Origin of the sequence: Microbacterium enclense (assembly GCA_038182865.1) — a bacterium.
In the GTDB taxonomy this organism is placed as follows: Bacteria; Actinomycetota; Actinomycetes; order Actinomycetales; family Microbacteriaceae; genus Microbacterium; species Microbacterium enclense_B.
The window spans coordinates 2,421,877-2,447,176 of the sequence record CP116226.1; the positions used below are offsets into that span (position 1 = coordinate 2,421,877).

The 25,300-nt window shown below is 69.8% G+C and carries 28 protein-coding genes; 17 read left to right on the plus strand and 11 right to left on the minus strand.

What is annotated here, in order from left to right:
- Positions 1-145 precede the first annotated feature (145 nt).
- The 6 genes from PIR02_11355 to PIR02_11380 all read left to right on the plus strand — a co-directional run bounded on the left by PIR02_11355 (position 146) and on the right by PIR02_11380 (position 6,393).
- Entirely contained in the window at positions 146-1,369 is a 1,224-nt protein-coding gene (locus PIR02_11355; GenBank protein ID WZH35373.1) for a CaiB/BaiF CoA-transferase family protein, read from the plus strand.
- Entirely contained in the window at positions 1,366-2,499 is a 1,134-nt protein-coding gene (locus PIR02_11360) for an extracellular solute-binding protein (protein ID WZH35374.1), read from the plus strand. Before PIR02_11355 ends, PIR02_11360 begins: the two co-directional genes overlap by 4 nt.
- Positions 2,496-2,969: a MaoC/PaaZ C-terminal domain-containing protein gene (locus PIR02_11365; protein WZH35375.1), complete on the plus strand. Its 474-nt coding sequence runs from the start codon at positions 2,496-2,498 to the stop codon at positions 2,967-2,969. Before PIR02_11360 ends, PIR02_11365 begins: the two co-directional genes overlap by 4 nt.
- Positions 2,970-3,002: 33 nt before the next feature.
- Positions 3,003-4,016: a LacI family DNA-binding transcriptional regulator gene (locus PIR02_11370; protein ID WZH35376.1), complete on the plus strand. Its 1,014-nt coding sequence runs from the start codon at positions 3,003-3,005 to the stop codon at positions 4,014-4,016.
- Between the two features lie 101 nt (positions 4,017-4,117).
- Complete coding sequence (locus PIR02_11375; GenBank protein ID WZH35377.1) at positions 4,118-5,095, plus strand: aldo/keto reductase; 978 nt, start codon at positions 4,118-4,120, stop codon at positions 5,093-5,095.
- Positions 5,092-6,393: an L-fuconate dehydratase gene (locus tag PIR02_11380; GenBank protein ID WZH35378.1), complete on the plus strand. Its 1,302-nt coding sequence runs from the start codon at positions 5,092-5,094 to the stop codon at positions 6,391-6,393. Before PIR02_11375 ends, PIR02_11380 begins: the two co-directional genes overlap by 4 nt.
- Positions 6,394-6,396: 3 nt before the next feature.
- Here the strand turns inward: PIR02_11380 and PIR02_11385 are convergent, their stop codons facing one another.
- The gene (locus PIR02_11385) at positions 6,397-7,134 is read right to left on the minus strand and encodes a FadR/GntR family transcriptional regulator (GenBank protein ID WZH35379.1); all 738 of its coding nucleotides are present in this window, start codon (positions 7,132-7,134) and stop codon (positions 6,397-6,399) included.
- A 122-nt stretch (positions 7,135-7,256) separates the two neighbouring features.
- Between PIR02_11385 and PIR02_11390 the strand changes: the two genes are divergently transcribed.
- The 6 genes from PIR02_11390 to PIR02_11415 all read left to right on the plus strand — a co-directional run bounded on the left by PIR02_11390 (position 7,257) and on the right by PIR02_11415 (position 13,075).
- Positions 7,257-8,129, plus strand: coding sequence for an amidohydrolase family protein (locus tag PIR02_11390; GenBank protein ID WZH35380.1), 873 nt, complete (start codon positions 7,257-7,259; stop codon positions 8,127-8,129).
- Between the two features lie 201 nt (positions 8,130-8,330).
- A complete protein-coding gene (locus PIR02_11395; GenBank protein WZH35381.1) occupies positions 8,331-9,644 on the plus strand; it encodes an extracellular solute-binding protein in 1,314 nt (437 codons plus the stop codon).
- A 78-nt stretch (positions 9,645-9,722) separates the two neighbouring features.
- On the plus strand, positions 9,723-10,700 hold the full coding sequence (locus PIR02_11400) for a sugar ABC transporter permease (GenBank protein ID WZH35382.1): 978 nt from the start codon (positions 9,723-9,725) through the stop codon (positions 10,698-10,700).
- On the plus strand, positions 10,697-11,638 hold the full coding sequence (locus tag PIR02_11405; protein WZH35383.1) for a carbohydrate ABC transporter permease: 942 nt from the start codon (positions 10,697-10,699) through the stop codon (positions 11,636-11,638). Before PIR02_11400 ends, PIR02_11405 begins: the two co-directional genes overlap by 4 nt.
- A gap of 4 nt (positions 11,639-11,642) precedes the next feature.
- Positions 11,643-12,755: a Gfo/Idh/MocA family oxidoreductase gene (locus PIR02_11410; GenBank protein WZH35384.1), complete on the plus strand. Its 1,113-nt coding sequence runs from the start codon at positions 11,643-11,645 to the stop codon at positions 12,753-12,755.
- Positions 12,752-13,075: an L-rhamnose mutarotase gene (locus tag PIR02_11415; protein ID WZH35385.1), complete on the plus strand. Its 324-nt coding sequence runs from the start codon at positions 12,752-12,754 to the stop codon at positions 13,073-13,075. Before PIR02_11410 ends, PIR02_11415 begins: the two co-directional genes overlap by 4 nt.
- A 125-nt stretch (positions 13,076-13,200) precedes the next feature.
- Here the strand turns inward: PIR02_11415 and PIR02_11420 are convergent, their stop codons facing one another.
- From PIR02_11420 to PIR02_11455, 8 genes are all read right to left on the minus strand, one after another.
- Positions 13,201-14,319, minus strand: a complete 1,119-nt coding sequence (locus PIR02_11420; GenBank protein ID WZH35386.1) for an NAD(P)/FAD-dependent oxidoreductase — start codon at positions 14,317-14,319, stop codon at positions 13,201-13,203.
- The gene (locus PIR02_11425) at positions 14,312-15,022 is read right to left on the minus strand and encodes a methyltransferase domain-containing protein (protein WZH35387.1); all 711 of its coding nucleotides are present in this window, start codon (positions 15,020-15,022) and stop codon (positions 14,312-14,314) included. The genes PIR02_11420 and PIR02_11425 overlap by 8 nt, the downstream gene beginning before the upstream one ends.
- On the minus strand, positions 15,019-16,107 hold the full coding sequence (locus PIR02_11430) for a type III polyketide synthase (protein ID WZH35388.1): 1,089 nt from the start codon (positions 16,105-16,107) through the stop codon (positions 15,019-15,021). The genes PIR02_11425 and PIR02_11430 overlap by 4 nt, the downstream gene beginning before the upstream one ends.
- An 87-nt stretch (positions 16,108-16,194) precedes the next feature.
- Positions 16,195-17,391: a glycosyltransferase gene (locus PIR02_11435; protein WZH35389.1), complete on the minus strand. Its 1,197-nt coding sequence runs from the start codon at positions 17,389-17,391 to the stop codon at positions 16,195-16,197.
- A gap of 174 nt (positions 17,392-17,565) precedes the next feature.
- Positions 17,566-17,754, minus strand: a complete 189-nt coding sequence (locus PIR02_11440) for a hypothetical protein (GenBank protein ID WZH35390.1) — start codon at positions 17,752-17,754, stop codon at positions 17,566-17,568.
- Between the two features lie 147 nt (positions 17,755-17,901).
- Entirely contained in the window at positions 17,902-18,465 is a 564-nt protein-coding gene (locus tag PIR02_11445) for a DUF3618 domain-containing protein (GenBank protein ID WZH35391.1), read from the minus strand.
- Positions 18,462-18,875 (minus strand): phage holin family protein, encoded by a 414-nt coding sequence (locus PIR02_11450; GenBank protein ID WZH35392.1) that lies wholly within the window; start codon positions 18,873-18,875, stop codon positions 18,462-18,464. The genes PIR02_11445 and PIR02_11450 overlap by 4 nt, the downstream gene beginning before the upstream one ends.
- Positions 18,872-19,639 carry a hypothetical protein gene (locus PIR02_11455; protein WZH35393.1) on the minus strand — a complete coding sequence of 256 codons (768 nt, stop codon included), beginning with the start codon at positions 19,637-19,639 and terminating at the stop codon, positions 18,872-18,874. Before PIR02_11455 ends, PIR02_11450 begins: the two co-directional genes overlap by 4 nt.
- 200 nt (positions 19,640-19,839) lie before the next feature.
- Here PIR02_11455 and PIR02_11460 point away from each other — a divergent pair, with 200 nt between their 5' ends.
- Positions 19,840-20,301 (plus strand): MarR family winged helix-turn-helix transcriptional regulator, encoded by a 462-nt coding sequence (locus PIR02_11460; GenBank protein ID WZH35394.1) that lies wholly within the window; start codon positions 19,840-19,842, stop codon positions 20,299-20,301.
- 23 nt (positions 20,302-20,324) lie between these two features.
- Here the strand turns inward: PIR02_11460 and PIR02_11465 are convergent, their stop codons facing one another.
- Positions 20,325-20,666 (minus strand): hypothetical protein, encoded by a 342-nt coding sequence (locus PIR02_11465; protein ID WZH35395.1) that lies wholly within the window; start codon positions 20,664-20,666, stop codon positions 20,325-20,327.
- A gap of 272 nt (positions 20,667-20,938) precedes the next feature.
- Here PIR02_11465 and PIR02_11470 point away from each other — a divergent pair, with 272 nt between their 5' ends.
- Positions 20,939-21,874 carry an AraC family transcriptional regulator gene (locus PIR02_11470; GenBank protein ID WZH35396.1) on the plus strand — a complete coding sequence of 312 codons (936 nt, stop codon included), beginning with the start codon at positions 20,939-20,941 and terminating at the stop codon, positions 21,872-21,874.
- Between the two features lie 4 nt (positions 21,875-21,878).
- Here the strand turns inward: PIR02_11470 and PIR02_11475 are convergent, their stop codons facing one another.
- Positions 21,879-22,820: a LysR family transcriptional regulator gene (locus PIR02_11475; protein ID WZH35397.1), complete on the minus strand. Its 942-nt coding sequence runs from the start codon at positions 22,818-22,820 to the stop codon at positions 21,879-21,881.
- A 113-nt stretch (positions 22,821-22,933) separates the two neighbouring features.
- Here PIR02_11475 and PIR02_11480 point away from each other — a divergent pair, with 113 nt between their 5' ends.
- The 3 genes from PIR02_11480 to PIR02_11490 are packed head-to-tail and all read left to right on the plus strand — an operon-like array spanning position 22,934 to position 25,279.
- A complete protein-coding gene (locus PIR02_11480; GenBank protein WZH35398.1) occupies positions 22,934-23,650 on the plus strand; it encodes an SDR family NAD(P)-dependent oxidoreductase in 717 nt (238 codons plus the stop codon).
- Positions 23,650-24,366, plus strand: coding sequence for an SDR family oxidoreductase (locus PIR02_11485; GenBank protein ID WZH35399.1), 717 nt, complete (start codon positions 23,650-23,652; stop codon positions 24,364-24,366). Before PIR02_11480 ends, PIR02_11485 begins: the two co-directional genes overlap by 1 nt.
- A 40-nt stretch (positions 24,367-24,406) precedes the next feature.
- Complete coding sequence (locus tag PIR02_11490) at positions 24,407-25,279, plus strand: transporter substrate-binding domain-containing protein (protein WZH35400.1); 873 nt, start codon at positions 24,407-24,409, stop codon at positions 25,277-25,279.
- Positions 25,280-25,300: the final 21 nt, after the last annotated feature.

Genomic DNA, 25,300 nt, shown 5'->3' on the forward strand with positions numbered 1-25,300 from the left:
GTCGGATGAATTCTCCGGTCCATCATGCCTCACAAATCGTCATATGTCTTGGTTGCGCTGCTCCGACCCTCTCGATACGGTGAGCAAACGATTGATCACGGGCGTTTGATCACGCCGACACCCTCGACGCGGAGGAACACATTTCATGGCGGAACACATCATCAGACCCTTGGACGGTCTCCTCGTGCTCGACTTCAGCCAGTTCCTGGCCGGCCCCGTCGCGGCGCTCCGCCTCGCCGACCTGGGAGCGCGCGTCATCAAGATCGAACGACCCGGAGTCGGCGACATCGGCCGCACCCTGGCCTTCGCCGGCCGTGCGATCGACGGCGACACCGTGTCGTTCCACGCGATGAACCGCAACAAGGAGTCGGTCACCGCCGACCTGAAGAACCCCGACGACCTCGCCTACGTGCGCGAGCTCGTCGCCCGGGCCGACGTCGTGATCCAGAACTTCCGCCCCGGCGTGATGGAGCGGATCGGTCTCGACTACGCCTCCGTCAAAGAGCTCAACCCGTCGATCGTCTACGCGAGCGCGAGCGGTTACGGCGACGAGGGGCCGTGGCGGGGCCGCCCCGGGCAGGACCTGCTCGCGCAGTCGATCGCGGGCCTGCCCTGGCTCAGCGGGTCGCGTCACGACGGCCCCGTCCCCCTCGGCCTCTCGATCGCCGACCACCTCTTGAGCTGTCACATCGCCCAGGGGGTGACCGCCCTTCTCGTCCGGCGCTTCCGCACGGGGGAGGGGGGTCTGGTGCAGTCGAGCCTGCTCGAGGCGGTGCTCGACCTGCAGTTCGAGCTGCTCAGTACCAAGCTCAACGACGACACGATCCAGGTGCAGCGCCACGGCGAGCACTCCGCGCACGCGTTCCTCGCTGCTCCCTACGGCACCTACCCGACGAGCGACGGCTACCTTGCTCTCGCGATGAACCCGATCCCCGACCTCGGCAGACTCCTCGACCTCCCCGCCCTGGAGGCGCTGACCGATCCGCGCGACGCGTGGGACCGTCAGGAGGAGATCGAGGGGATCCTCGCCGCGCGCTTCGCCACCGACACGACGGTGCATTGGCTCGGCATCCTGGATGCCGCGGACGTCTGGTGCGCGCCGGTCCTGACACTCGACGAGCTGCTGGCCTCGGAGGGGTTCGCCGCGATCGACATGACTCAGGAGGTCGCTCGCCGCGGGACGACGATCGCGACCACGAGGAGCCCCCTGCGCATCGACGGGCAGGTCCTGCGCAGCGACAAGGCCGCGCCATTGCTGGGCGAGGACGACGACCGTGTCCGCGCCGAGTTCCCCCCTCGTTCCGCGGGCGCGCCGGTCGGGGCCGCTGCGGCGGGGGCCCACGGCGGCGACGGGGAGGTGCGGGTATGAGCGTCGTGCTGCGGGGAATCACGTGGGAGCACGCCCGCGGATACGGGAGTGTCGCCTCCGCGGCTGTCGCCTCCCGCGCCGTCGTCCCCGACGTCGAGGTGCGGTGGGAGCACCGCTCGCTGCAGGCGTTCGCCGATCAGTCGCTCGAGGAACTGGTGCGCGCCTACGATCTGCTCGTCATCGATCACCCGCACATCCCGCACGCGGCCGAGGCGGGTCTGTTCGCGCGGCTCGACGGCACCGGGCACGACGACGAGCTCGCGGTCCTCGCGACGCAGTCGGTCGGCCGGTCGCACGCCTCGTACGCGCACGCCGGGGGGCAGTGGGGTCTCGCGACGGACGCCGCCGCCCAGGTCGCCGCGTACCGCCCCGACCTCCTCGCCGACCCGCCCCGCGATTGGCCGGGCGTGCTCGCCCTCGCCGAGGAAGGGCGGGTGCTCTGGCCGTACAAACCGGTCGACGCCTACTCGAGCCTCATCACCGTCGCAGCCGGAAACGGCGAGGACGCCCTGCGCACCCCGGGGGTCTTCCTCTCGCGCGCCGCTCTCGGCGAGGCGATGGAGACGCTGCGGGCCCTGGCCCGGGCCGTCCCCGCGGAGTGCGCCGGGTGGAACCCCATCCAGACGGCGGACGCGCTCAGCCAGGGCGACCGGTTCTGTTACGCGCCGCTGCTCTTCGGCTACACGAACTACAGTCGCGCGGGCTTCCGGCCCCACCGCTTGCGCTACATCGACATCCCGGCATCCCGTCGTGGGGTCCACGGCTCGCTGCTGGGCGGAGCCGGCGTCGCGGTCTCGGCGCGAACGGCGCACGCCGCCGAGGCGATCGCCCACGCGTTCTGGCTCGCCTCGGCCGAGGTGCAGGCGGGTGCCTACTTCGACGGCGGAGGGCAGCCGGGCAACGCCGTGGCATGGGACGACGAGCACACCAACGCCGAGACCCTCGACTTCTTCCGCGCGACGCGCGCGACGCTGGAGGGCGCGTATCTCCGGCCGCGGTGGACGAGCTACATCGAGGTGCAGAACGCCCTGTCGCCGCTGGTGACGGCGGCGCTGTGCGGAGACCTGGACGACGACGAGCTCTGCGCGCGACTGGATGCGGGCGTACGCGCCCACGAGGAGGACCGATGAGGACGACCGAACGCTGGTTCGAGGATCACGAGGTCGGTGAGCTCCGCGAGACGACGGGCCGCACGATCACCGAGGCCGACATCGTGCTCCATGCCGGCCAGACCGGCGACTTCTTCCCGCACCACATGGATGCCGAGTGGATGGCGACGCAGCCCGCCGGTCAGCGGATCGCCCACGGGACGCTCGTGCTCTCGGTTGCCGTGGGGATGACGGCGGGCGACATCAACCCGCAGTCGATGAGCTACGGCTATGACCGGATCCGCTTCATCCGTCCGGTCTTCATCGGCGACACGCTGAGGGTGACGGCCGAGATCGTCGCCCTGCGCCCGCACGCCACGACCCCGGATGCCGCGGGCTACATCGATGAGCTCGTCACGGTGCGCAATCAGCGCGGCGAGACGGTCATGGTGCTCACCCACGTGTACCTCGTGAATCGTCGGGGCGTCGTCGCCGAGTCGCCCGCGGCGTGAGGGTGTGAACCGCGTCGTCCCTACACTGGGCGGATGGTCAGGCTCAGCGATGTCGCCGCGCGTGCCGGAGTGTCGGTGTCGGCGGTGTCGCGCGTGCTCAGCGACGCCCCGCACACGCGCGTCAGCGAGAACACCCGCCGGCGCATCCAGGAGGCTGCCGCCGAGCTCGGCTATCGCCCCAACTTCGCGGCTCGTGCGCTGAAGTCCGCGCGGACGAACGTCGTCGGTCTCGTCGTCCCCGATGTCACGAATGCGATCTTCACCGACCTGCTCCGCGGCGTCGAAGACGAGGCGTACCGGCAGGGGTACGTCGTGCTGCTGGCTCGCGCCGACGGCTTGCCCGAGGGGGTGGACGTCATCGGGCGGTTAATCGGCGAGGGACGCGTCGACGGCCTTCTCGTCCAGGTGGGCGACGGCAGCGACGCCGACGACATCGACCGGCTGATCTCCTCGCGCCTCCCGGTGGTCTTCGTGAACTCCATCCATCCCGAAGGGGTCGGCTCCGTCGTCCTGGACGACGAGGAGGGCATGCGCATCGCGACGGCGCACCTCATCGGCCTCGGTCACCGTCGTATCGCGCTGATCAACGGGGTGTCGTCCTCCGACACGGCGCGACGGCGCGAGACGGGATTCCGGCGGGCCCTCGCGGACGCAGGCCTCGCCGTCGACGACGATCGCATCACCCGCCGGGGCTACGAACCGCGGCAGGGTGCCGAAGCGCTGGGGGAGCTCTGGGAGCGGCACGAGCGACCGACCGCCGTGGTCGTCGCCAACATCAACGCGGCCTACGGGGTGCTCGCCGAAGCCCGTCGCCGCGACGTCGTCGTGCCGACCGACCTGTCGGTCGTGGCGATGCACGATGCCTGGACGGCTGAGCACTCGTGGCCACCCCTCACGACGGTACGGATGCCGTTGCGCGAGCTGGGGGCCACGGCGCTGCGCGCGGTGGTCGAGAACATCTCGTCCGGGGTGACGGCAGACGCCGTGGTGCACGATCCCGCCCCCGTCCTCGTCGAGCGCGCATCGACGGCGCCCCGAAAGACCTGATCTTTCCGGGCTATAGGGCGCCTGCTCGCGCGCAGGGACCTCTTAAATCTCTCAGTCATCAGATGAATCTGTTGTAGGCTGACGGGGAAGAAGGAGGCTCCATGCGCACTCGTGCACTGCGGCACGGACTGCTGCTCACCGAGACCGGTCTCGGGGCGGCACAACTCGGCAATCTCTACCGCGAAACGACCGAGGTCGAGGTGGATGAGACCGTCGACACCGCCTGGGACGGTGGCATCCGGTACTTCGACACCGCTCCGCACTATGGTCTGGGGCTGTCGGAGCGCCGTCTGGGGGAGCGCCTGCGCACCCGCCCGCGAGACGAGTTCGTCATCTCCACGAAGGTCGGACGCGTGCTCGAGGCGAGCCCCGAGACCGCGCACCTCCGCGACGACGACGGATTCGACGTCCCGCGAGACGTCGTACGGCGATGGGACTTCAGCCGCGACGGCATCCTCCGCTCCGTCGAGGACTCCCTGAAGCGCACGGGGCTCGACCGCTTCGACATCCTCTACCTGCACGACCCCGACGATCACTTCGAACAAGCGTCGACCGAGGGCATCGGCGCCCTCATCGAGCTGCGCGAACAGGGCGTTGTCTCCGCCGTCGGCGCTGGCATGAACGCGGCAGATCCGCTCGCCGAGCTCATCCGGCGCGCTGACATCGACGTCGTGATGTGCGCCGGGCGATACACCCTGCTCGACGACTCCGCGGCCGCCGAACTGCTGCCGCTCGCGCAGGAGCACGGTGTCGGGGTGGTGGCTGCCGGCGTCTTCAACTCCGGGCTCCTCAGCGCCCCGCGGCCTCCCGCCGATGCGACCTACGACTATCAACCCGCGCCGCCCGAGATGCTCGCCCGCGCACACGCCATCGCCGACGTCAGCGAGCGCCACGGCGTCACCCTGCCCGACGTGGCGGTCGCCTTCGCCCTGCGCCACCCCGCCGTCGTGTCGGTCGTCCTCGGCGCGCGCGGGCGTCGCCAGGTGACGCAGAACCTCGAGCGAGCCCTCACCCCCATTCCCGACGACCTCTGGCGCGACCTCGCCGAGAACGACCTCATCTCCAAGGAAGACGTATGACCACCATCACCGCTGTCACCGCGCACGACGTGCGCTTCCCCACGTCGCTGAGCATGGACGGCTCGGACGCCATGAACAAGGACGGCGACTACTCCGCCGCCTATGTCGTCGTCCACACCGACGACCCCGAGCTGAAGGGCTACGGGTTCACGTTCACGATCGGCCGCGGCAACGACCTGTGCGTGGAGGCGGCGCGTCAGCGTGGACTGCCGCTCATCGGACGCTCGGTCGAAGACGCCGTCGCCGACCTGGGCGGGGTGTACCGCGACCTCGCGTCCGACTCGCAGCTGCGCTGGCTGGGCCCTGAGAAAGGTGTCGTCCACCTCGGCATGGCCGCGGTCATGAACGCGATGTGGGACCTCGCCGCCCGGGTCGCGCGGAAGCCGCTCTGGCGACTGCTCGCCGACATGACGCCCGAAGAGCTCGTCGACGTCGCCGACCTCCGCTACCTCTCCGATGCGCTGACGCGGGAGGAAGCCATCGGCATCCTGACCGACCTCGCCCCCACCCGCGCCGCCCGCATCGCCGAGCTCGAGGGACGCGGTGGCTACCCCTGCTACACCACGAGCGCCGGCTGGCTCGGCTACAGCGACGACAAGCTGCGCCGCCTGCTGCAGGAAGCCGTGGATGAGGGCTACCGGCACGTCAAGCTCAAGGTGGGGGCGAGCCTCGACGACGACGTCCGGCGCCTCCGCATCGCGCGAGAGGTCATCGGGTGGGATGCCAACCTCATGATCGACGCGAACCAGGTCTGGGACGTGCCCGAGGCCATCGAGTGGATGAGCCACCTCGCCGAGTTCAAGCCGCTGTGGATCGAGGAGCCGACGAGCCCCGATGACGTGCTCGGTCACGCGGCGGTCCGCCGCGCTGTCGCCCCGATCGGTGTCGCCACCGGTGAGCACGGCATGAACCGCGTGTTGTTCAAGCAGATGTTCCAAGCGGAAGCCATCGACTTCTGCCAGCTCGACTCCGCGCGCCTCGCGAGCGTCAATGAGATCATCGCGGTGTACCTCATGGCGGCGAAGTTCGGCGTACCGGTGTGCCCGCACGCGGGCGGCGTCGGTCTGTGCGAACTCGTGCAGCACCTGTCGATCTTCGACTTCGTCTGCGTGTCGGGGACACTCGAGAACCGCGTGACCGAGTTCGTCGATCACCTGCACGAGCACTTCGTCGACCCGTGCATCGTCGAGAACGGCGCGTACGTCCTGCCCTCGTTGCCCGGCTACAGCGCTGAAATGCACGACGACTCGGTCGCCGAGTACTCGTTCCCCGAGGGCGCGTACTGGGCGAGCCGGTGACGACTACTGGGCTTCGGGGTCTTCGTCGGCGTGAGCGGCGCTGAACTCCTCGACGCCCAGCAGATGTACCTGCATGCGGATGCGAGCCCGGGCGGGGTCACGACGGACGAGTTCGTCGAGGATCGCCCGGTGCTCGGCCTGCGTCTCGCGCACCGATCCGCGGTGCGTGATGGCGCGCCAGAGGCGGGCGCGGAACGTGCGTCCGACGAGCGTGTCGATGATCGCCGCGAGCGCGGGGTTGCCGCTGGCCCGGGCGATGATGCGGTGGAACTCGGTGTCGGCGTCGATGAAGCCCTCGAGGTCCATGTCGGGGTCGTTCTGCAGGATCGTGTCGACGACCCCGAGCGTGCGGTCCAGTTGCGCCAGCTCTTCGTCGGTGAGGCGCGTCGCGGCCAGTGACACCGTCTCGGCCTCGAGCATGCGTCGCACGGCGAGCAGGTCGGCCGCGTGCGCCGGCTGCTGGAGGTCGGCGAGGAAGCCCAGAGGGCTGAGCAAGGTGCGCGGGTCGAGGGCCGTGACGTACGTCCCGTCGCCCTGGCGCGTCTCGAGGACGCCCAGGGTGGCCAGGGCACGGACACCCTCGCGCAGCGACCCGCGCGAGACGCCCAGCTGCGCGGCGAGGTCTTTCTCGATCGGCAGACGCGAACCGGGGCCGAGCTCGCCGCGGGTCAGCATCGCCTTGATGCCGTCGATGACGACGTCCGTCTGGGAACGCGGTACGGAGACGAAGTCGTCGGTCATGGCGGTCAGTCTACGGACTGGCATGATTCATCGGAGGAATTCCCGTGATTCGTCCGTTTTCGTCGTCAATCGGGGTTGAAACCTCCGATGATGTAAGTCCCCACGCCCTCGAGGAGGCCCGCATGACCTTTCCCATGATCGACGCCCACCAGCACGTGTGGGACCCGTCCCGTGCAGAGTACGACTGGCTCGGGCCAGAGGCCGCCCCCATCGACGGAGTCATGACCTTCACCGACCTGGCGCCCGAGCTCCGTGCCGCCGGCGTCGACTACACCGTCCAGGTGCAGTCGGCCGACAATCCCGAAGACACCGAGCTCATGCGCGAGTCCGCCGCCGCGCACGCGGAGGTCGCCGGCATCGTCGGGTACGCCCCGCTCCACGATCCCGAGGCCACCGAGCGCACGCTCGCATCGTGGGAGGGGGATCTCCTGATGGTCGGGGTGCGCACCCTCATCCACAATCAGGCCGACCCCGATTGGCTGTTGCGTCCTGACGTGGATGCCTCTCTCGGGATGCTCGAGGAGCGGGGCCTCCCGTTCGACGTGGTCGCGGTCCTCCCGCGCCACGTCGAGATCATCCCCCTCGTCGCTGAGCGTCACCCGCGCCTGCGCCTGGTGATCGATCACCTGGCGAAGCCTCCGATCGGCGTGAGCGATGGCGAGGAGTGGAGTCGTCTGATGAGTGTCGCGGCGCAGAACGAGAACGTCTTCGCGAAGGTGAGCGGACTCTACTCGGCGACGGACGACAGCTCCGCGTGGACCACCGATCAGATCAGGCCGTTCGTCGACCGGGCGCTGGAGATGTTCGGTCCGCAGCGCCTGATGTACGGCGGCGACTGGCCGATCTCCGTGCTCTCCGGCGGCTACACCCGCGTGTGGCAGGGTCTGCGGCCGCTCTTCGACGCGCTGGACACCGACGCGCGGGAGCGCGTTCTCGGGCGGACGGCCGCGGAGTTCTACCGCCTGGACACACGCCGTCTCGGGCTGGCGGGCTGAGCGGGCGCAGAATCCTCGAAATTCTCTGGAATCTGCAATTCATCTGATGTATCGTCGTGGACAGCCCGACCCTCTCGGATCAGATCCCTACGCAAACGTTTGATCATAGGGGAGTTGCGGGATAACGTTTGACCAATCCGACCGGGGCGTCACAACTCCCGATCAGCCGGTCGGAGCGGCCGTTCACACGAAGGAGTGTCAATGAAGACCACACGCATGCTCGCGGCGAGTGCGGCGGTCGCCGTCGCCGCCCTCGCCCTCGCCGGGTGTTCGGGCGACGCGACGGGCGGGGCCCCGCAGGCGCAGACCGACTCGGGCGGGAAGATCACGGTGTGGGTCGACCCGCCCCGTGTTCCCGCAGCCGAGGCCTTCCAGAAGGCGTACCCCGACATCCCCATCGACGTGGTGCAGATCGACGGCACGGTCGGGGGCAAGACCGTCAAGCAGTCGTTCGCGAACTTCGACGCGGCCGGGTCGGGGTGGCCCGACGCCATCTTCTTCCCCTCGAACGACGACATCGCCTGGGCGACGAACTCGACGAGCAACTACGCCGCCGACCTCACCGACATCATGGCCGACACCATCGAAGGGTACGACCCCGCCGTGCTGTCGTTCTGCGACATCGACGGCAAGATCCGGTGCCTGCGCAACGACGCGGCGCCCGACGTCTTCTGGTACAACAAGGCCTTCTTCGAAGAGAACGGCTACACGCTGCCCACGACGTGGGAGGAGTACGGCGACCTGGCCGTGAAGATCGCCGCCGAGCACCCCGGCAAGATCAGTGGTTTCCTCGGTGACGCGTACGCGATCAACCGGTACCTGCAGGCCTCGGGCTGCCCGACCAACGACCGCGTGTCCGAGAGCGAAGCGCACATCGACCTCTCCGACCCGACCTGCACGCGCGCCACGGAACTGCTCGACAAGATGTACACGGGCAAGGCGCTCAGCACCCAGGGCATCTTCGACGGCGACGCTGCGACCGAGGGTCAGAACCTCGTGATGAGCCCCGGAGCGGCATGGTGGGGCAACTACCTCTTCCGCGACACGTGGAAGATCCCCGCGGGTCAGATGACGGCGGCCGCCCCGCTGCCGTGGAGCGGTGAGTCGAAGCCCTCGACGGGCAACGAGGGCGGTGGCCTGTGGGGCGCGTCCTCGCACATCACCGGCACGCAGCTCGAGAACACCCTGACCTTCATGAAATTCGTCGCCACCGACCCGCGCTGGCAGGTCGACCTGAGCACCGGTCTTCCCGGCTACGGCCCCGTCCAGGACCAGTGGCTCGCGAAGCTCGAGGCCGACAAGTACTTCGCGGACGTCGCCACCACGCAGGCCTCCTTCAAGTCCGCCCTGAGCGAGGTGCAGCCCTACTCGTACATGCTGTACGACACGGGTTCGGTGTGGACTGAGACGGTCAGCCCGACGCTCATCTCGGGTGGCAGCGTGACGGACGCGATCACGAAGTTCGGCGACGAACTGGTGAACCAGGCCAAGTCGGTCGGCTACACCGTCAACTGAGCACGCGGCCAGGGCGTCGGTGAGAACCGACGCCCTGGCCCCTGCTTTCCCCGGAACCCGATTCCCCAGGAAGAAGTCATGACCGTCACCGCCACAGAAACGCTCACTACCGCCGAGCGCCGCGGGGCCCTGCCACGCCGCCCCTCGGGGCGTCGGCGCGCCCCCCATCGTGTCGAGGCTCGCGGGGCCTGGATCCTCATGGCGCCCTACGCGATCCTGTTCCTGGTCGCCGCCGCCATCCCCATCGGCTACGCCTTCTGGATCTCGCTGCAGAAGGCGCCGACGATGGTCAACCCGAAGTCCGGGTTCGGCGGTCTGGACGCCTACATCACCGCGGTCTCCGACTTCCGCTTCTTCGACACCTTCATCAACATCTTCACCGTCATGCTGGTGTGGCTCCCCCTGATGATCGTCGGCATCGTGGGGCTCGCTCTGCTCGTGCACGCCAGCCCCGGCCGCTTCGGCGGCGCGATGCGCTTCGTCTACTTCCTCCCCGGAGCCCTCGCCGGCATCGCGAACTTCGTGCTCTGGGTGTACCTGCTGAACCCCTCGATCTCCCCGATCGCCTTCCTCTGGCAGGGCATGGGCGTGAACAACCTCAAAGAGGTCACCACCACCGAGAACCTGCCGTGGATCCTGACCGCGATGCTCTTCTTCCAGGGCGTCGGCACGTGGATCGTCATCGTCAACGGCGGCCTGAACGGCATCGCCGAAGAGGTCTTCGAGGCCGCGAAGATCGACGGGGCGAACGCCTGGCAACTGGCGTGGAGCATCAAGCTGCCCCTCATCCGGCCGTGGATCGGCTACGCCGCGTTGATGAACCTCGCCTACGGCTTCCAGCTCTTCCTCGAGCCCTACCTGCTGCGGCAGATCTCCTCGGGATCCGTGGATGCCGAATGGGCGCCCACCCAGCTCGGGTACGCGTTCGCATTCACCAACCGCAACTTCCCCGCCGCGGCGGCGATGTCGATCATCCTGCTCGTCATCACGCTCGCGATCGGCATGTTCATCGTGTTCAAGAGCGGCCTGTTCGGCGAAGAGGAGAAGTCCCGATGAGCGTCGCAACCCGCACCCCGTCCGGCAACAAGGCGCCGTCCACCCGATGGAGCGTCGGACGCGTCTCGCGCGTGACCGTGATGCTCGTCGTCGCCGCGATGTTCGTCATTCCCATCGTCGGCTTCATCGCCATGGCCTTTCGCGACCAGGACAACGTCGCGGCCGGCACCGACGGCTTCCTCGGCCTCGGCGGACTCTCGTGGGACCACGCCGTCTACAGCTGGTCGCAGATCACCGGCTTCGGCCCGTCGGGCGGAGGGCTGTTCCAGCGGTGGATCGTCAACTCCCTCATCCTCGCGGTGGCCGGCGGCATCCTGGCTCTGGCCGCGGCGCTGCCCGCGGGTTACGCCCTCGCCCGACTGCGCTTCCGGTGGCGCAAGGCCTGGCTGTTCGCGACCCTGCTGGCGATGGTCATGCCGAACACGGTCCTGGTCATCCCGCTGTTCCTCGAGGTCAACGCGATCGGAGCGGTGGGGCAGCTGTGGCCTGTCGCGGTCATCATGGGCTTCTTCCCGTTCGGGGTGTACCTCAGCTACATCCACTTCATGACGACGATGCCGCCCGAGCTCGTCGAGGCCGCCCGCATCGACGGCCTCGGCGAGCTGGCGATCTTCTTCAAGATCGGCCTGCCCATCTCGAAGCAGGCGATCGCGCTCGTGGCGTTCTTCTCCTTCGTGGCGAACTGGACGAACTTCTTCCTGCCGCTCGCCCTGCTGACCTCGAACCAGCAGAACAAGACGATCTCGATCGGCATCCAGGAGCTCATCGGTGCCAGCCCGTTGTTCAACGCCACGGTGGCCGCCGGTCTCGACGTGAAGCTCTACATGCCTCAGCTCGCGCTCGCGACCGTCATCTCGATGATCCCGCTGCTGATCGTGTTCATCGGGGCGCAGCGCTTCCTCGTGCGCGGGCAGACCGTCGGCGCGGTCAAGGGCTGAGCGCATGGAGGACCGACCAGAGTCGCACCCCGCGGCGGCATACACCGTCCGGCCGGCGGAGCATCCGCGACCGATCGTGATCATCGGTACCGGCGGCATCGTCAAAGACGCCCACCTGCCGGCGTACCGCAAAGCGGGGCTCCCCGTCTGGGGACTCGTGAACCGCACGGTCGCGCGCGCCCAGGCGCTCGCCGACGAGTACGGCATCGACCACGTCTTCGGCACGGTCGCCGAGGCCGTCGCGGAAGCGCCGGCCGACGCCGTGTACGACATCGCGCTCATGCCGGAGCAGTACCTCGACGCTCTCGAGGCGCTGCCCGACGGTGCGGCGGTGCTCATCCAGAAGCCGCTCGGTCACTCCCTCGACGAGGGGATCGCCCTGCGGGAGGTCTGCCGGCGGAAGGGCCTCGTCGCCGCCGTCAACACGCAGCTGCGTTTCGCGCCGTACATCGCCGAGGCCCGTCGTCTGATCGCCGAGGGAGTCATCGGCGAGGTGTACGACATGCAGGTCCGCGTCGCCGTCGACACCCCGTGGCATCTCTTCCCGCATGTCTTCGGACTCGCCCGTCTCGAGATCACGATGCACAGCGTGCACTACCTCGACCTGGTGCGCTCGTTCTTCGGCGACCCCGACTCCATCAGCGCGGTGACGGTGCGGCATCCGGAGAAGACCGACGTGGCGACCACCCGCTCGACGATCCTCCTCCGCTATCGCGATCGTCCGCTCCGGGTCACCGTGAGCACGAATCACGACCACGCGTTCGGTCCCGGCCACGAGGAGAGCTTCGTGCAGTGGGAGGGGACGCGGGGCGCCATCCGGGCGCAGATGGGTCTACTGCTGGACTACCCCGACGGGGGACCCGACCGTCTCGAGATGGTGCTGCTCGACGAGAAGGATGCCGGATGGACACCGGTGCCGTTCGAGGGCTCGTGGTTTCCGGATGCGTTCATCGGCTCGATGGGTGCCGTACAGCGGTTCGTCGAGGGGACGGTGCCGACACTGCCGACCTCGGTCGAGGACGTCCTGCACACCATGGCCGTCGTCGAGGCCGCCTACGCGTCCGAGGATCACGAGGGCATCCCCGTGATCGTGCCCGACCCCCAGGAGAACGAATGAGAAGGTTCGCATCCGTCATCGGCGTCTCACCCGAGAACCGCGACGAGTACGAGCGGTACCACGCCGCGGTCTGGCCGGGGGTGCTCGCGCAGATCACCCGCAGCAACATCCGCAACTACTCGATCTACCGCTACGGCGAGTTGCTGTTCGCGTACTACGAGTACGTCGGCGACGACTACGAGGCCGACATGGCGGCGATGGCCGCCGACCCCGAGACCCAGCGCTGGTGGTCGGTGCAGGAGCCGCTGCAGAGCCCCGTGCCCGACCGGCACGAGGGCGAGTGGTGGCACGAGCTGCCGGAGATCTTCCACCTCGACTGAGCCGACGTCGCCCCCGGCGCGCGTTCTCGCCGGCGCGAACGCTCCGATGAGGTGCGCCGATGCCCGAGCGATCTTCGGGTACCGGGCGCGTCATCGCGAGGGTGTGCGCGGCAGCGCGTCGGGGATCAGCCGCGGGCGGCGCGATCGAACCGCATCGCGTAGGCCCGGGTGAACGCCGCCCCGCCGGGACCGCGCAGGGCGACGCGCAGGACGGACCTCTTCACGGCGTGCACCGGCGCCGGCGTGGCCCGTCCCAGCGCGGTGTTCAGCGCGGCGAGGCGCGCGGCGTGCCGCGCCGAGGCGAGTCGGTCCCGCTCCCACCGGTCGAGACCGTCGGGCGTGCCCGATCGGAGCCAGTCGGAGAGCAGGGGTGCGAGCGTCAGCGCGTCGAGCAGTCCGAGGTTCATCCCCTGGCCGCCGATCGGACTCACCTCGTGTGCGGCGTCGCCCACGACGATGACCCGTCCGCGGCGCAGCGCCGGGGCCACGGCCCGCCGCACACGGAACGTCGAGGCCGCGGGGATGTCGACGTCGAGTCCGAGACGCTCGTCGACGGCGCGGCGGAGGAACGCCGTGGCATCCGGGACCTCCGTCGTGCCGGCCCACGCGACGAGTCGACGGATGCCGTTCGGCAGGGGGAACGATTCGACGACCCCCGCGCGTTCCAGGTGAACGCGCGCGACAGGGCCACCGGGGGCGGCGACGTCGGCCATCGCGTAGCGGTCGGGGTACTGGTGGGTGCGGACGGCCCCCGCGCGGTACACGAGCTCGCGCCCCGCCCAGCCGGACGCCACGACGACGACGCGCGCGCGGATCTCCTCCTCACCGCCCGGACCGCTCGCGTGCACGCGCACGGACACGCCGTCGTCCACGATCGCCTCGGCGGCGACGCCGCGACGTACGCGGGGAGCGAGCCGGGTGAGCACGTCGACCGTGTCGGCCTGCGGGAGGGCTGCGACGTACGGGTGGCGCGCCCGGAGCCGGTCGAAGCGGATCGCCGCGAGGAGGCGGCCGTCAGCCCGCGCCTCGCCGCGCTCGATGCGGACGGCCCGCGCGAGGAGGCCGTCGGTCGCTCCGGAGGCCTCGAGGTGTGCCAGAGCGGGGGAATGGATGCCGATGGCCCGCGTGCCGCCGTCGATCCCGGGGCGCTTCTCGACGACGTCGACGTCGACACCGCGCGTGCGCAGATCCGCGGCGAGGGCGAGACCCACGGGACCCGCGCCCACGACGAGCACGTCACGCATCGCCCGCGCGCCCTCTCGTCGTGGCGAGGACACGGAACGGCGCGGGCGTCTCGACCCGCCAGGGCGGACCGAGGGTCGCGGCGAGTTCGGGAGCGCGGTAACTGCGGCGGATGGATCGCAGCCCGTCGACCCGCAGGAAGGTGCCGAGCGACAGCGGGGTGATGCCGACGGCGTACAGCCCGTAGGCGAGGCGTCCGCGGGCGATGTCGGCGTGCAGCACCGGTCCGCGCGAGAGGGAGACGGAGTCGTCGGCGAACCGGCGGAGTGCCTCGGCGTCGAGGTGGTGCAACACGTGGTTCGACAGCACGACATCGAAGCGCTCACCCGCCGCCAGCAGCTCGCGCGAGCCCTGTGCGACGAAGTGCACCCCCGGCCGCTCCCTCTGACGCGCCGCGTCGAGCGCGCGAGGGTCGGGGTCGGCGCCCACCCACTCGACGTCGAGCCCGTCGCGCGCGGCCAGGGTCGCGAGGCGGGCCAGCACATCCCCGCCGCCGCACCCGAGGTCGAGCACGCGAGCGGGGCGACCGAGCGCGCGCAGTTCGGGCCGCACGCGTCGGCGATACACCTGGCCCCATGCCGAGACAAGCCGGTTCACGAGCCCGAATCGACGGTAGGTCGCGGCCAGCGCGCGGGGGTCGCAGTCGGGGTCGTCCATCAGCTCGGACAGGGTCGTGTCGCGCTGCGCGAGGCCGGCGCGCGTCACGGGCGGCGCAGCGTCAGACGCGCCGCCTCCACGGTGAGACCCGGGCCGAACGCGAGCGCGGCGATCCTCTCGCCGTCGGTGCGCGCGGCATCGGCGAGGAGGTCTCTCAGGATGAACAACAGGGTCGCGCTCGACATGTTGCCGTGCGCGCGCAGCACCTCGCGCGAGGGCGCGAGGGCCGTGGCATCCAGGTCGAGGGCGTTCTCGACCCGGTCGAGGATGCTGCGACCGCCGGGATGCACGGCCCATGCGTCGATCTCGGCGAGGTCGCCGATCACATCGGCGGCGATCTCCACGATCTCGCGCCCGATGATGCGGGGGACTTCGGGGGTGAGGGTCATCTCGAAGCCCGAGTCGCCCACCGTCCACGCCATGTCTCGCTCTCCGTCGTCGGTGAGGTGTGTGGCGAAGCCGTCGAGATCGAGGCCGGGCGCGCCGATGTCGGCGGATGCCACGATCGCTGCCGCGGCTCCGTCGGCGAACACCGACGCGGCGACGATCTGATCGGGGTGCGACGAGGTCTGCCAGTGCAACGAGCACAGCTCCGCACACGCCACGAGCACGACCGCGGTGGGATCTGCGGTGACGATGCGCGCGGCCAGGCGGAGCGCCGGGATCGCTGCCGCACAGCCGATGAATCCGAGGTGGTAGCGCTCCGCCGTCGTCGGGAGGCCGAGATCGCGGACGAGATGGTAGTCGGGACCGGGGGCGAACATGCCCGTGCACGAGACGGTGACCACATGGGTGACCGCGTCGGCGGTGAACCCCGAACCGGCGATCGCGGCCCGTGAAGCCTCGGCGAACAGGGCCGGTGCGCTGCGACGGTACTCGTCGTTGCGGGCCCCGGTCGGAGGCATCAGGAGGGTGTCTCCGTCGCGCGCGTCGAGGCCGGTGCCGGCGCCTCCCGCGAGCTGTGGAAGGACGACGTGGCGGGTGTCGATCGCCGCCGCATCGAAGGCAGCACCCACCAGACGCTGCGCCTTGCGATCGAATCCGGGCTGCGCCGCGAAGAGATCGCGCAGGGTGGATTGGTCGACTCGCGTGTCGGGCAGGGCCGTGCCGATCGAGAGGATGCGCGCGGTCATGCCTCACTGTAGACACCGTTCTCACCCCCGGCGCCGGGGATGGTGCGGATCTCGCACGGCGTCTATGGTGCGGCGGGGATGCGACGCTTACGCCGCGAGCTCGTCCCGCATCAGAAGGCCCGAGATCGCGCCGCGGTAGTCCTCGACCATCCGCCGGCGATCGAGCTGCCCGCGGGCGCGGATCGCTGCCGAGCGCAGGCTGAGTCGGTTGCCGAGGGCGAGCTCCCACGCGCCCGCGATGTCGTCCGCGTCGCGCGTGGTGACCAGGCCGAACCCCTGGACGACACGCGCGGCATCGCCGACGTCGGTGGTCACGGGGATGGCTCCGGATGCCGCCCCCTCGGCCAGGCAGAGGGGGGACGCCTCCCCGAAGGCGCTGGTGAGCGCGACCACGTCTGCGGCGCGGTACAGCTGCGGCATGTCCTCGCGCAGGCCGAGAGCGTGCAGGCCCACATCGCCATCGACGCCGCTCTCCTCCACGAGCGAGACGAAGGCCGCATTGTCACGTGTCATTCCCGAGCCGCACATCACGTAGTGCGTCTCCGGGAAGCGCCGCGCATGCCGGGCCACCGCGGCGAGGAAGAGCGCCGGATCCTTCATCGCATCGAACCGCGCGGCCAGGAGCACGACCGGGGCGGACTCCGGGATGCCGAGAGACTCGCGAACCCGCCGCCGTTCGAGCCGCGTCCCCGGGCGGAAGCGGCGGGTGTCGATGCCGTTGTCGATGATCCAGGCCTCGGATGCGGTGACCCCGGCCCGCGCGTACGCCTCCGACGTCGAGACGGCGCACGCGATGGTCGCGGACACGGCTCCCGAACCCGCGGCATCCGCGAGCCACCCGAGGGCAGCTCCGGAGTGCGTCGGGTCGGAGCGGTGAAGGCACGCGGCCGTCGGGCGTGGCGGCAGCAGCCCCGCCCGCTCGAGCGCGAGAACGAGACTGAGCGGCTGCTCTTTCAAGGACAGCACGACGTCGGCCTCGTCGAAGAGGGCCGCCGCGTGATCGAGTTCGGCCGCGGTGAACACCTCGGGCGCGACGGGATGGGCACCCGCCACGCGGTCGAAAGCGGTGATGCCGACCCCGACGTCGCGCAGCCGGCGGTATCTCGCGTCGTCGTGCGCGTACTGGATCGAGGCATCACGGTGGGCCGCCGACGTCAAGGACAGCACGTGATGCTCTTGGTCTCCGCCGGTCGCGAGACCCGCGACGACGTCGGAGTGCAGGATGCGGGCTCCTCCCGCGAAGAAGCCTTCGTAGAGGGACAGCACGCGCAGAGGTCGAGTCATCGGGATCGCCTTCCGGGGGAGGGGCGCCGTGTCGGCTGACGCGGTTGTCCCATGCTGAAGGCTCGACCCCGAGCGGCGGGTTACGCCGCGGAGACCATCGTGTGAACGCCCGGACACGAACCGACGCGCCGGCTCCCGGGGGAGGAACCGACGCGTCGGGGGGTGGGGCGGGTGTCAGGCGCGGCGCGCCACCACCATCGCCTCGCCGGCCTCGCGTGGGCGCGACCACGGCCACCGCAGCGCGGTGCGCTGTGCCGGGGGCTCATCGGTCGAGCGCGGCACGATGCCGTTGCCCATCGCGGTCGCCATGGCGATGCTCCACACCGAGCCCGCCTGCTGTCCGCTCTGCTGTCCGTGAATCATGGTGTTCTCCCTGCTCCCGTCTCCCGACGGAATCGTTCTGCGTCCATCAGTAGACCCGGGGGGAGCTCGTCGCGGGGCCCTTGACAGGAGGCCGTGGGGCGGAGCGAGCCCGGTGCTCCGCCCCACGGGTTCCCCCTCCGTCGGTCGTCACGCCTCGCGGACGGCGTCTCCGGCATCCTGCGCGCGCTCGCGCACGGTGGAGGCGGCCTCGGCGGAGTCTTCCTTGACGTGTTGCACGGCCTCGGCGGCTCGTTCCTTCACGGCGGTGGCGGCGTCTGTGGCCGGCTCCTTCAGATCCGCGGCGATGTCGTGCGCCACGCTCTTCGCCTCCTCGAGGAGAGGTTCGGCGGTGTCCTTCGCCTTCGCGGCCGCATCGCGCTCCGCCCGCGTGGGAGGGATGAGAGAGGCGACGACGAGGCCCACGCCGAAGGCGACGAGGCCGACCGCGAGCGGAGAGCCCTTCGCTTTATGGCCCGCTCCCTGGGCGACTCCCGCGGCGCCGTGGGCGAGGTCGCTCGCCGCGGAGGAGGCGTCATCGGCCACTCCCATGAGGCGGTCACGCAGACCACCCACCGCGTCACGCACCTTGTTCTTCTGGCGGTCGACGATCTTCGACGGGGTGACCTTGTCGGCGAGCGCGTCCACGTCCGAGCCCAGCTCGGCTCGGGTGCGCTCGATGTCGGCGCGGATGGCCTCCGGTGAATCGGTCATCGGTTCTCCTCATTCCTCGTGAATGCTTCCGGGATCTCCTGCAGGGTGGCAGCCGTCTGCGGCACTCCCTGCACCTTCTTCAGTTGGGTGCGGCCGATCGCGAAGAGGATCCCCGCGATGACGGCCCACAGCACGGCCACGACGACCGCCGACCACGCCGACCCGATCAGGAGGGCGAGCGCCGCCCAGAGGGCGATCGAGAGGAACAGCACGACCATTCCGGCCGCGTATCCCGCTCCGGCCAGGAGCCCCGCGCCCTTCGCCGACTTCGAGGCCGAGTCGGTCACCTCCGCTTTCGCGAGGGCGAGCTCCTGGCGCATGAGCGTCGACATATCGCGCGTGACCTCGCCGACGAGCTCGCCGAGCGACGACGTGGCCGCTCGACGCTCGGAGGGGGTCGCGTCGCTCATCCGTCGCCCCTCGTTTCCGTTCCGCCGAGACGCGCAGCCGACTCGCTGTACAGGGGCGGGTCGCCGCCGTCGACGCCGGCGACGAGCCCGGTGTCGTCGACCGAGTCGGTCGTGACCGCCGAGTCCGACGCGAATGCCGGGCCGGATGCGACCGCCGGGCTTGCACCGGAGGACGAGTCCTCCGAGGCCCGCGCAGCGGCATCCGCGTCGGCGAAGCGCGGCCCCGTGGCGGCCGTGCTCGCCCCCGTCGCCGACGTGCGTGTCGCGCCCGCCGCGAGAGCGCGGCTGAGGCGGCCGACGACGACGCCCGCGATCGCCGCGACGGCGATGAAGGTGCCCGGGCGGCGTCGGGCGAAGCTCGTCACGTCGTGCAGCAGTTGCTGGGGATCACGGTCGCCGAGCCACGATCCGATGCTCGAGGCGTGTGTCGCCGCGCGGCGCACGATCTCTCCGGCCACACCGCCGCTCTCATCGGCGTCCGCCATGCGCGACAGGTCGTCGCCCAGGGTGGTGAGGCCCGCGGCCGCACGCTGCTGCTGGCTTGCTGCCTGATCCGACAGCTCGCTGCGCGACTGCGAGACCAGATCGGCGAGGCGATCCTTCGCGACGCCGACGACGGCAGAGGCTTCGTGCGCCCCTGTCTCGGCGACGCTCTGCGCCGCCTCGCGTGTGGTGGTCGTGACCTCTGATGCCTCGTGGGCTGCGGCATCCATCTTTCCGGGGGCGTGCTGCTCCCCGCCGTCTGACGCGGTGAACTGCGACATATCCGCTCCTTCCGTTGTCCTGAGGGGACTCCCGGTATAGGTGCGGGTTCGACGGGTCTGGGCGGGCCTTGTGCGGCGTCGGGCGGCATGCAACGCGCGCGGCGGCCATCCCGATGTCCCGAATCGGCCGCACGACACGACCGACGCGAGGCGTCAAGGTGACCGCGCGACGGCGGAGCGGGTGAGTAGCATCTAGGGTCGTGTCGTCGTCCGCCCTTTCGCCGTCCGGTCCCGCTCGAGGGACCCCGATCGGTCGCGCGTTGTCGGCCTACGGTGAAGCGCGTCGTACGGCGGTCGCCGAGGCCCGGCGTGCCCTGTCGTTGAACGAGCTCGATGCTCGCGCCCTGCTCTTCGTCGTCGACAATCCGGGCGCGCGCCCCTCCGACGTGCGCGATCACCTGGGGATCACCTCAGCCGGGGTCACGACGCTGATCGACCGTCTCGTCCAGCGCGGAGCAGTCCGTCGCGCTCTCGATACGGAGGATCGGCGCGTCAACCACATCATGCCCACCGTCGACCTCGACGCGCACCCCTGGGCGGTGCTCCGTGCATTCGACCGCGCGGTCGATGAGGCCGTCGGCGAGCTCGATCCCGTCGAGGGCGAGCGGATAGCGCGCATTCTCGAGCGCGTCGTCGCTGCCGCGTCCGCGTCGACGAGCTGAGCGGCGCGGGCGGGAGGCTCGCCTCAGCTCTCCGCGAGGAATGCCTCCGAACGCGCCTGCAGGAAGGAGCAGAGCGCGGCGAGCATCGCCAATTCCCCTGACAGCGCCAGTACTCGCCCCGCGGGGAGGGGAGCGGCGTTCTCGCGAGGTTCGAACGTGACGGCCCAGTCGGTCGAGTCGGGGGCGGCGCCGGGGGCGACGAAGAAGGTCGTCGAGACGCTGCGCAATTGGGCGGCGATGAGTCCCTGGTCGCCCGCGTCCTCGAGGTCCTGCGGAATCACCCGCAGGATGTCGGCATCGTCGTAACCGAGATGACGGAAGTCATCGATCCACGCCTGAAGAGTGGCCATGGTGCGGAAAGTCATTCGGCATCCCGTCGATCGAGGCTCGGTGAACCGCGAGCTTCATCAATTATGCGACTCGGCCCTTCATCTCGGTCACCCGCGCTCGGCGCGGGAAATGCGTGTTCGCCGTGCCGTGGGACGGAGAGGCCTCGTGCGGCGATACGGTGAGCATGTCCCCCTGGCATTCCCGCTCCGTGTGAGGTCCCCCCGACCGATGAGAGCGGTTCCACGCATATCGTGCGCTGGAGCGCAACGGTATTGCCGCATGATTTCGGACGTTTTAGGAAAGCCCCGTGGAGCATACGAACATCGAGACCAGGGATGCCGCCGTCGTCGAGGAGATGTGGCGGTCCGTGGTTCCGGGCGCGCGCATCGCTCGCGCCGAGACCATTCAACCGCCCCTGAACTGGCATTCCGTCTCGGACGCGGGCTTCGCTTTCTGCGACTACACGATCGGATCGACCATGCACGTCGAGTCCGACCCGCTCGACCAGGTGGTCGTCGGTCGGATCGCCGGCTCCCGGGTGGTCGGCACCTATCGACGCGAACGCATCGACACCGCGGTGCCCTTCATGGTCGTCGACCGTCCGCTGGAGGTGGCCTTCACGGGGCGCATCGCCGGCACGGCGGTGTCGTTCTCGCGCACCGAGTTCGAGGAGGCGGCTCGCCGCCTCTCGGGTGACGAGGGGCTGAGGGTTCGGGCGACCGGTTACGCCCCGGTGAACGAGCAGCGACTGCGTTACTGGTCGCGCACGTGGGAGTACACGCGCGACGTCCTCCTGCGGTCCTCCGACCGCACCCCCCTCATCGAGCAGCAGGCCCGCGCGCTCATGCTCGAAGCGTCGCTGCTCACGTTCCCCACGACGTTCACCGAGGCTCTCGCCGCCGGGCGCCCGGCACGCCCTCTGCCGGCTCCCGTCCGTCGTGCGAAGGCGTTCATCGAGGCGCACGCGGCGGAGTCGGTCGTCCTGGCCGACATCGCGCAGGCTGCGCGATTGTCGCCACGTGGTCTGCAGTACGCGTTCCGCGCGTCGACCGGTCGCACTCCCATGCAGTATCTGCGCCGCGTGCGGCTGGACGCCGCGCGCGCCGATCTGCGCAGCGCGGACCCCTCCGTCGACACGGTGGCCGCGATCGCGGCCCGATGGGGCTTCTCGAACCTCGGGCGTTTCGCCGCGATGTACCGCGGCGAGTTCGGCGAGACCCCGTCGACGACGCTACGGGGCTGAATCGTCACGACATCGGCGAGGGGAGCACCGGGCTGTTCGCTGTGAGGCGCGCGAGCACGCGGTGTGCCAGCTTCATGAACTCGGTGGTCGCGGGGGAGACGGCCCCGCCTCGCCGGGTGATGAAGGCGTAGTGCTCGTTGAAGGTCGGCGCGAGCGTGGTCCAGAACAGTCCGCGCTCAGCGATCACGGATCGCCCGACGTGATAAGAGACCAGCGAATCGCCCACCCCCTGCGCGGCGAGCTCGAGGGCATGGGTCTGGAACTCCACCTCGATGATCGGGTGCATGCCCAGACCGGCCGCTTGCGCACGCTGGAGAATGGACACCCGCAAAGGATCGTCCTGTGACCATCGCGCCTCCGACAGGATGAGGGGGCGGGTGGCCAGGGTGTCGATCGCGACCGGGTCGGTGGTGTGCTCGGGGTTCCGCGAGACGTACACGACCTGGTCGACGAACACGCTCTGCGAGACGATGAGGTCCCGGTCGTCCACCGGCAGCTGCACCAGTCCGGCCTCGAGCTCGCCCGAGCGCACCGCGTCGGCCACCTCCGCCGAGTTCAAACCCGTGACGCGGATGCGTACACCGGGATGCTGGGCGTGGAATTCGCGGATGAGATCGGTCAGCAGGTAGAGGTGCGCGCTGTTGAACGTGCCGAACGACACCGTCCCCTCCTCGAGGCTCTTCACCCGCCGGCCGAAGTCGGCCAGCTCGACGACGTCGTTGACCGCACGCTCCGCCAAGGGCAGCAGTTGTCGCCCGGCATCGGTGAGGGTGAGGCGACGTGCGGTCCGGCTGAAGAGGCGAAGGCCCAGGTTCTGCTCGAGCACGGCGATCTGCTCCGACAGGCTCGGTTGCGCGATGTGGTGCTCCGCCGACGCGGCGGCGAAGGTACCGACGCGCGCGGTGGTGACGAAGTACTCCAGCTGACGGACGGTGGGAAGGGGCACGGCAGACTCCTCAAGGTTTTACCTGTGGTGACCATAGCAAAACAAGTCTGGCTCTTGCCTTCTATCGCTGGTGCACTGGTGTTCGTCACCACCGACACGAACGGAGACAGCGAATGCACGGAACGGCGGGTGTGGCTCTCATCACGGGAGCCGCGAGCGGAATGGGCGCGAGCGCAGTGGCCCTCTTCCTCGAGCGGGGGTACCGGGTGCTCGGAGTCGACGTGGCTGCCACCTCCGCCCCCCGGGGGTACGAGGCGTCTTACGTGTCGCTCATCGCCGACGTCCGCTCCCGCGCCACCCTCGAAGCGGCGATCCGGGACGCCCTGGAGCTCGAGGACGCCATCGACGTCGTCGCCAACATCGCCGGCGTCTACCCGCCGACCACCCTCGAGACGTTCGACGAAGAGACGTTCCACCGCATCTTCGACATCAACGTCCTCGGCATTCTGAACGTCATCGCCGCAGCCCGGCCGCGTCTGGCGCGCGGCGCCTCGGTGGTCAACTTCGCCTCGGTGGACGCCTTCGAGGTCTCGCGCGGGCAACTGCTCTACGGTGCATCGAAGGCGGCGGTGGTCATGCTGACCAAGTCGCTCGCCCTGGAGCTCGCCCCCCACGGCGTCCGCGTCAACGGCATCGCGCCCGGGTGGGTGGCAACGCCCGGCAACGCGGCGACCGGACGGATGGACGCCGCAGCAGAGTCCATCCCTCTCGGACGCGTGGCTCAGCCCGAGGAGATCGCGGCCTGGGTATGGCTGATCTCTCAACCCGATTACGGCGCTTTCCTCACCGGGGAGACCGTCGTCCTCTCCGGCGGGGACGTGATGCGCTGATGATGCCTCTCGTCGTGATCACCGGGGGCGCTCGCGGGCAGGGCGCGGCTCACGCGCAGCATCTCGCGCGCCGCGGCTATTCCGTCCTCGTCACCGACATCCTCGACGATCAGGGTGAGGCGTCGGCCCAGCGACTGCGCGACGAGGGCGCATCGGCCATGTACGTGCATCACGACGTCAGCTCCGAGGCCGACTGGTCCGCTCTGGCCGACACCGTGGTCGCGTACGGAGGCCCCGTGCAGGCGCTTGTCAACAACGCGGGAATCCTGCGCCACCGGTATCTCGGCGAGACCTCTCTGGATGACTGGGAGCAGCAGTTCGCCGTGAACACGCGCAGCGCGTTCCTCGGCATCCGGGCGCTCGCCCCCCTCCTGAGCGACGGGGGTTCCATCATCAACATCTCGTCGACCGCCGCGCTCGTCGGAGCCCCCGGTTACTCGGCCTACTCGGCGTCGAAGGCCGCGCTGGTCGGACTCACCCGGGCCGCCGCCGTCGAGCTCGCTCCGCGCGTGCGCATCAACGTCGTCTGTCCCGGCGGCGTCGTCACGGCGATGAACGACGACGAGCCCCCCAGCGGGTCGAGCTCGACCGCCCCGCTCGGTCGTCGCGCCCGAGTCGACGAGATCTCCCCCCTGCTGGCCTACCTCGTCGGAGACGACTCCGCCTTCGTCACCGGCTCCGTCCTCACCATCGACGGCGGCCTGACCGCCGCGTGAGACCTGCACCATCCGCAACCCGACCCGAAGGATCAGCACCATGACCCGTACTACGCCCCGCCGCTCCGCCCGTGTCCTCGCCCTCGTCACCGCATCCGGTCTTGCGCTCGCCGGTTGCGCGTCCGCGGCCCCCGCCTCCACGGTCGCGGCGGACTGCACTCCCGCCGACGAAGGGCTCACGACGTTCACCGCCGGAACTCTGACCGTCGGCGTCCCCGAGAACCCGCCCTACACCCAGACCGACGGCTCCGGCGGCGCCTCCGGCATCGAGATCGACATCATCGACAAGCTCGCCGCTGCCGAATGCCTCGCCGTCAGCTACGTGCCGATCACCTACGCCAACGGCATCCCGATGATCACCGAGCAGAAGAAGACCGACATCATCACCGGTGGCTGGTACGTGACGCCCAAGCGTGCGGAGCAGGTCGGTTTCACCACCCCGACGATGTACGACACCATGGGCGTGGTCTCCCAGGACGGCATCGACACCATCGACCAGCTCGAGACGGTGGGCACCGTCGGCACCGGCACGGGCTTCTCCTGGAACGAGGAGCTGGCGCCCCTGCTCGGCAGCAAGCTGCAGCAGTATCCCGGCACCGTCGAGATGAAGCAGGACCTCGTCGCCGGTCGCATCCAGGCCGCCCTCGACGGGTACGCCGTCGCCGTGGCGGCCTACGCCGACACCGACTACAAGGTCGAGCCCATCGAAGCCGACCCGCGCGTGTCGATCACTCAATCGAAGCCGCTGATCGCGTTCCCCGTCTCGAAGGACAACACCGCGCTGTCCGACGCCCTCAGCTCGCTCATCGATCAGTACCGCACCGACGGCACGCTCGCCGACCTGCTGGCGCAGTACAACCTGCCGGCAGACCTGCTGGTCCCGGCGGACGCCGCCGCCTCTTCCATTCGATGACTCGCCGGGGCGCCCGCCGCG